The following is a 6,289-nucleotide window of genomic DNA, read 5'->3' on the forward strand; positions in this document are numbered from 1 at the left end:
GAGGGGGCATGGCACTCTCCGCGCGGGCCGGGTATTTCGACGCCTGAAAGGATTTTGCCATGTATTCCAAAAGTCTCGCCGCGGTCGCGGTCATGCTCACCCTCGTCTCGTTCGGGATCGCCTCGCCGGCGCTTGCGCACACCGGGGACGCCGCCGCGGGCGGGTTCGTCACGGGCTTCCTGCACCCGATCCTCGGCTGGGACCACGTGATCGCCATGGTCGCGGTCGGGCTCTGGGGGGCCTTTCTCGGGGCGCCCGCGGTCTGGCTGCTGCCGGTGACATTCCCGCTGGTCATGGCGCTTGGCGGGATGCTCGGAGCGGCGGGCGTGCCGCTGCCGGGGATCGAGACCGGGATCGCCGCCTCGGGGCTGGTGATCGGACTCGCGGTGCTCTTCGCCGCGCGCCCGCCGCTGCCGGTGGCGGCGGTGATCGTCGCCTTCTTTGCCATTTTCCACGGCCATGCGCATGGCGCCGAGATGCCGGGGGCGGTGAGCCCGCTGGCCTATGCGGGCGGCTTCGTGATCGGCACCGGACTGCTGCACCTCTGCGGCATCTCCTTCGGCCTGCTGACCCGCTCGCGCGCGGGCGCGCTGGCGGTGCGCGGTGCGGGCGGTGTGATCGCGGCGCTTGGCGCGGGTTTCCTGATCGGCGCGCTGTGAGGCGCTGCGTCCTGGCGGCGGCGGCGCTTGCGCTGGTGCCGCAGGTCGCGCTGGCGCATGACGCCTTTGGCGATCTCGGACCGTTCTACGCGGGGCTGCTGCATCCGGTGATGGCGCCGCTGCAGACCTTGCTGCTCGCGGCGGTGGCGCTGCTGCTGGCGCGGCAGCCTCTGGCCGGGGTGCGGGTCGCCTATCCGGCGGCCGTGCTGGCGGCGGCGCTGGTCATCGCGCTGCACGGGGTGTGGCCCGAGGTCTCCATTTCCATAAGACTGGGCGCGCTCGTCGCCTTGGCGCTGGCCGCACTGGCGCTCTGGGGCAGGGCGTTGCCGCGCGGCCTGCTGGCGGGGCTGGCGATGGCGGGGGCGGCTCTCGCGGCGCTCTCGGGGGACGCCGTGAGCGCCACGCGCGAGGGGCTGCTCGGGGCGCTCGGCAGCGTCCTCGGGATCGCCGCCTTCGTTCTGCTGGGCTGGGGGGTGGTCGATCTCGCGCAGGCGCGGCTCGGGCGCGTTGCAGGCGCGGTCGCCGCCGCCTGGCTCATTGCCATCGGCGGCATGGCGGCGGTTCTGCCGGGCTGAGGCGCCCGGCAAGATTGGCGGCGGTGCTGCGAGGCTGAGCCGTCCGGCAGGAATGGCTCAGGCGGTGCCGACAGTCTCGGCGCTTTGTAGGGCGCTGCGCAGTCCCGCCGGGTTGATCGGCTTCAGACAGCATCCGGCCCCAGGGTACTTGGCGTGGATCTCGTCGTCGTAGACGTGGCCCGACTGGAAGACGAGGCCGACGCCCATGTCGTTCAGCTTGTCGGCGAGGGGGAAGACCTCTCCGTCCTTCAGGCGCACATCGAGAAGCGCGATGTCCGGGCGCTGATCGCCGAGCGCGGCGAAGGCCTCGCGCAGGCCGGGGAAGGGGCCGATGACCTCGTAGCCGAAATCCTCGACGAGCATCTGCAGATCCATCGCGACGATGACCTCGTCCTCGCAGATCATCACGCGTCCCCGGGCGGGGGTCTTCTCACTGCTCGTCAGGGACATAACGCAGTATCATCCTTCGTTCTTTTTCACCGTAATCGACAGAGACCGTGCCGTTCAGCTGAACAGCCGAAAGCTGGACCAGCGTCGAGCCGAAGCCCGCTGCCCCGTCGTCAGGTTCAACACGCTCTTCGTGAATTTCGTTCCACACGAGTTCGACGAATTTTCCGTCGCGGTGCCATCCGACTTCGAGCCGCCCGGGCTTGTGGCCCAGAACACCGTACTTCGAGGCATTGGTCGACCACTCGTGAAGCAGCAGCGAGAGCGAGGTCAGCTCATGCGTGGCCACCGGCACCTCGGGGCCTCCCGGAGTCAGCTCCATGTCGCCGCAGTAGGGCTCCAGCGAGGCGCGGATCGCGTCCTCGAGGCCGAACTTGCGGCCGCGCGGGGTCTTCTGGGTCAGGTCGTGCGAGCGGGCGAGGGCGTTGATCCGGGTCTGCACCCCCTCGACCAGGTCGGGCACGCTCTCGGCGCGGCGCCCGGCCATGCGCACCATGCTCGAGATGATCGAGAACATGTTCTTCACGCGGTGGTTCATCTCGCGCAGCATCATCTCGCGCACGTTCTTGGCGTCCTGCTCCTCGGTCACGTCGAAGAGCACGCCGAGCACGCGCTCGGCCCGCGGCGTGGCGATGCGACGGCCGACGAACTGGATCGAGCGGCTGTGTTGGCCGTCGCCGTCGAGCCGGGCGATCACGTCGATCGGCTCGCCATGCTGCATGGCCGCCGAGATGGCGCGGCGCACACCGATGCGGCTGTCGTCGTCCAGCCCTTGCAGCAGCGCGTCGATCTGCAGCCTGTGGTCCTCGACGCCGAGCAGATTGCAGCCGGAATCGTCCAGCGTGACGGTGCCGCCGCGCGGGTCGCACTCCCAGACGGCCAGCCCCGAGACATCCAGCGCCAGCCGCAGGCGCTCGCCCTCGTGCTTGAGCGCCGCTTCCAGGCGCAGCGCGTCTGTCACCTCGGTGAACACCAGCGTGGCGCCGTTGAGATCGCCGTCGCGGCTGCGGTAGGGTGTGATGACCAGCGACCAGGTGCGCGCCTCGGTGCGGTCGCTGACCCGCATGTGCCGCAGCTCGCCGTTGCGCATCACCTCGCCGATCGCCTGCAGCACCTCTTCGTTGCTGCGCAGCGACGAGGTCACCTCGGCCAGCGGCCGGCCGCGGTCGGCGCCGCGGAAGGGGTAGATCGACTGGATCGCGTCGGTGAAGTTGCGGATCGCCATCTTCGAGTCGACCACCACCAGCGGCAGCGCGGTCGAGGCGAAGAAGTTGGTGAGGTCGGCATTGGCCACGGAAAGCTCGTCGACCTTGCTCTTGAGCTCGTCGTTGACTGTCGAGAGTTCCTCGTTGGTCGACTGCAGCTCTTCGTTCATCGACATCATTTCTTCGTTGGAGCTTTTCAGCTCCTCGTTCGCCGTCTCCAGCTCCTCCACCGTGGTGTGCAGCCTGGCGCGGGTGTCGCGCAGCTCGTGCTCGAGGCTCTGCACGTGGCTGTCGGTGGGGTCGAGTTCCTCGAAGCTGTCGTCCTCCAGCGGCTCGAAGCGGTCGCGCTCGCGGAACACCAGCAGGATGCTGCCGTCCTCGAGCGGATCGGCGATCAGGTCGAAGGCCTGTGTGCCGAACTCGGAGCGCGCGGTGAGATCGCGCGAGATGGTGCGCTTCTTGCTGCGGGTCACCTGGCGCAGGATCGCCGAGAGCGCCTCGCGCACGCCGGAGCGGGCGAGGGCGGGCGCAAAGGTTTCACTGTCGGGGCCGGGGGTGACCTCGAGGTATTTGCCGAGCCGCCCGGTCGAGCGCAGGATCTCGCCGCGCTGGGTCACCCGCAGGGTCGGCGGCGCATAGGCCGAGAGGATGCGCTCGGCGACGTCGCTCTCCTGCCAGTCGAGCCGGGCCGGGGGTTCGGCATCCTCGGCGGCGTGGCGGCGCCCCGAGGGTTGGCTGCGCTGCGTGCTGCGCAGGTGCAACGGGTATTCGGGCCGGCCGTTGTTGCGCTGGAAGATACGGGCGCTCTGGTCGAGCGGCTTGAAGACGTGGTCATGCCGGCCCACCGTCTCGGAGGGTCCGAGGAAGAGCGTCGCGCCGGGCTTCAGGGCGTAGTGGAAGATCGGCAGGGCGGTCGATTGCAGCTGGTCGCCGAAGTAGATCAGCAAGTTGCGGCACGACAGCAGGTCGATGTTGGAGAACGGCGGGTCGCGGACGATGGAATGCACAGAGAAGCGGATCATGTCGCGGATCTTCGCCGAGATCCGGAACCGCCCGTCGAGCGCGATGGTGTAGAGATCGCGCATCTCCTCGGGGATGTCGGCCAGCGCCGATTGCGGGTAGGTCGCGTCGCGGGCGATGCGCAGCATCTGCTCGTCGATGTCGGTGGCGAAGATCTGGATTTTCACCGAGCGCTTCTGCTGCCGCGCCTCCTCGGCGAACATCATCGCCAGCGAATAGGCCTCCTCGCCGCTGGAGCAGCCGGGGATCCAGATGCGGATCTCGTCCTCCGGGCCGGCGCCCTTGACCAGCGGCGCCACGGCGAGCTTGTGCAGCCGCTCGAAGTGATCGGGATCGCGGAAGAAGCGGGTGACGTTGATCAGCAGCTCGCGGAACAGGATCTCGCATTCCTTGGGATCCGAGCGCACGCGCTTGAGGTAGGCGCTGGCGTCGTCGAGATCGAGCACCTGGATGCGGCGCTGCACGCGGCGGATCAGCGTCGATTTCTTGTAGCCCGAGAAATCATGCCCGACGAAGTTGCGCACCACGCCGCAGATGTCCTCGAGATGCGCCTCGACCGTATTGGCCAGCTCGCGGTCGGCGGTGTCGACCAGCGTGTGCGAGTAGAACTGCTCGATGGCCTCGACGATCTCGCTGGGGCGGCGCACGAAATCCACCAGCCCGGTGTTCTGCGCCGAGGTCGGCATGCCGTCGTACTTTGCCGTCTCCGGCGCCTGCACGAGGCACAGCCCGCCGTGCTCCTTGATCGCGCGCAGCCCGGCGCTGCCGTCGGCGCCGGTGCCCGAAAGGATCACGCAGGCGGCAAAGCGGCCCTGGTCGAGCGCGAGGCTTTCGAAAAAATCGTCGATGGGGCGGCGCAGCCCGCGCGGCTGCGCGAACTCGGTGAGGTTCAGAACGCCCTCCGTGACCGAGAGCCCGTGGCCGGGGGGGATGATATAGACATTGCCCGCCGCGATGCGCTCGCCGCCCGAGGCCTGCCGCACCCGCAGTTCGGTGTGGCGGGCGAGCAGCTCGGCCAGCAGGCTCTCGTGGTTGGGGTCGAGGTGCTGGATCACCACGTAGGCGAGGTTGCTCGAGGCCCGCGCCCCGGCCAGCATCTCGCGGATCGCCTCGAGCCCGCCGGCCGAGGCGCCGATGCCGACGATACACAGACGCTCGCTGTCGCCGCCCTGGGCTGCGGCCTGCTGGCTGTCCTTGTCTTTCATTCGCGCTCTTTCATGTGCTGCACGTCACCCACGGGACCTTTCCGCCCGTGTCATCGGCTGTCTTCATCCAGGGACAGCCGTGCCATGAGCGCAACGGAGTCCGCAATCAATTGTGCCGAGCCGACCATCGCCAGGCCGAACTCGCGTCCGATTTGCTCCACATCGCTCAGCGTGCGTTTCAGCACCTCGTCGTTCTGCGGCAGCCCGGCCCGGCGCAGCGCCGAGGTCATGTCGAACTGCGAGGCGAGGATGAACCGCGCCGTGCCGCCGGCATCGAAGAGCCGGGTCATGAAGACAAAGTTGAAGAAGTCGCTGCCGTCCTTGCGGTAGTTCAGGATCGGAAAGCGGCCGTTGGCCGGGCCCGTGCCCTGGACGAAGTCATGCAGCGGCCGGCGCATCTCATCGGTGGTGCCTTCGCCCTGCAGGAAACGGCAGTTCTGCCCGAGCACGTCTTCCGGCGCATATCCGGTGAGCTTGCAGAAGGCATCGTTCACCACGATCAGCGGCGCATCCTCCTCGACGCTCGAGACGGCGAGGGCGATGCGTGACTTGCGGATGTAGTCGCCGAGGGTTCTGGGAAAGCTGTCCTGGGATGTCATCTCGGCGGTGTGGCTGTAGGCGGAACGAAACGCGCCCTCGCACGGGCGCTCCCCTGAAGATGCATCGCAGGCGGCACAAGGCAAGGCGCCTGCGGCAAGAAAGTGGCGCAGTGGGGCGGTCTGGTCGCGTTGGCGGGGGCGGGCCGGGCTTGATGGTCGGGCTGTTCGTAAGCGGATTGGTGGCGGAAGGGCAGGGGGCGAGGACTCGCGCCCTTATAAGTGGAGGCCACGTGGCGCGCCTCTGCTGCTCATGTAGGATGGCCCTGCGGGGCTGCTGCGACTCGTCCGTTTCGGCCCGTGACTCGGGCGTTTTCCGGGCTCTTGGTGGATGGCTTTGTGGATAACCCTGTGGGCGCCGCAAGATGTGGGTTTTGGCCCCACCGGCGGACCCTGCGGAAAGTCCGCCGACCTGCGGGGATGCGCAAAAAATATGCGGGTCAACCAATTGAAATCGCGTGTCTTTCGAGGAAATTCCAAAAAACTTCGGCTTCCCCGGAAAAATCCGCTTGCAGGCCCCGGGGGGTATCCGTAAAAGGCCCCTCACCGGCGGCGCTGAGGCGCTGAGCGGGACGCCAGACG

The 6,289-nt window shown here is 68.2% G+C and carries 5 protein-coding genes; 2 read left to right on the forward strand and 3 right to left on the reverse strand.

Annotated features, from left to right (window positions below):
* Positions 1-59 precede the first annotated feature (59 nt).
* Together LC039_RS18740 and LC039_RS18745 are read left to right on the forward strand one after the other, a co-directional pair.
* Positions 60-659 carry a HupE/UreJ family protein gene (locus LC039_RS18740; RefSeq protein ID WP_226627299.1) on the forward strand — a complete coding sequence of 200 codons (600 nt, stop codon included), beginning with the start codon at positions 60-62 and terminating at the stop codon, positions 657-659.
* Positions 656-1,234, forward strand: a complete 579-nt coding sequence (locus LC039_RS18745; RefSeq protein ID WP_226627300.1) for a hypothetical protein — start codon at positions 656-658, stop codon at positions 1,232-1,234. Before LC039_RS18740 ends, LC039_RS18745 begins: the two co-directional genes overlap by 4 nt.
* A gap of 57 nt (positions 1,235-1,291) precedes the next feature.
* Here the strand turns inward: LC039_RS18745 and LC039_RS18750 are convergent, their stop codons facing one another.
* Genes LC039_RS18750 through LC039_RS18760 form a run of 3 tightly spaced genes read right to left on the reverse strand, consistent with a single transcriptional unit; the run spans position 1,292 to position 5,710 of the window.
* Complete coding sequence (locus LC039_RS18750) at positions 1,292-1,684, reverse strand: response regulator (RefSeq protein WP_226627302.1); 393 nt, start codon at positions 1,682-1,684, stop codon at positions 1,292-1,294.
* The gene (locus LC039_RS18755; protein ID WP_226627304.1) at positions 1,665-5,111 is read right to left on the reverse strand and encodes a chemotaxis protein CheB; all 3,447 of its coding nucleotides are present in this window, start codon (positions 5,109-5,111) and stop codon (positions 1,665-1,667) included. The genes LC039_RS18750 and LC039_RS18755 overlap by 20 nt, the downstream gene beginning before the upstream one ends.
* A 50-nt stretch (positions 5,112-5,161) precedes the next feature.
* Positions 5,162-5,710, reverse strand: a complete 549-nt coding sequence (locus LC039_RS18760) for a PAS domain-containing protein (RefSeq protein WP_226627306.1) — start codon at positions 5,708-5,710, stop codon at positions 5,162-5,164.
* Positions 5,711-6,289 lie beyond the last annotated feature (579 nt).

Origin of the sequence: Alloyangia pacifica (assembly GCF_020524285.1) — a bacterium.
GTDB lineage: Bacteria > Pseudomonadota > Alphaproteobacteria > Rhodobacterales > Rhodobacteraceae > Salipiger > Salipiger pacificus_B.

Bases quoted from the DNA above. Each gene is read 5' to 3' on its own strand.
- LC039_RS18750 (WP_226627302.1), bottom strand. From the start codon at position 1,684: ATGTCCCTGACGAGCAGTGAGAAGACCCCCGCCCGGGGACGCGTGATG.
- LC039_RS18760 (WP_226627306.1), bottom strand. From the start codon at position 5,710: ATGACATCCCAGGACAGCTTTCCCAGAACCCTCGGCGACTACATCCGC.
- LC039_RS18755 (WP_226627304.1), bottom strand. From the start codon at position 5,111: ATGAAAGACAAGGACAGCCAGCAGGCCGCAGCCCAGGGCGGCGACAGC.
- LC039_RS18740 (WP_226627299.1), top strand. From the start codon at position 60: ATGTATTCCAAAAGTCTCGCCGCGGTCGCGGTCATGCTCACCCTCGTC.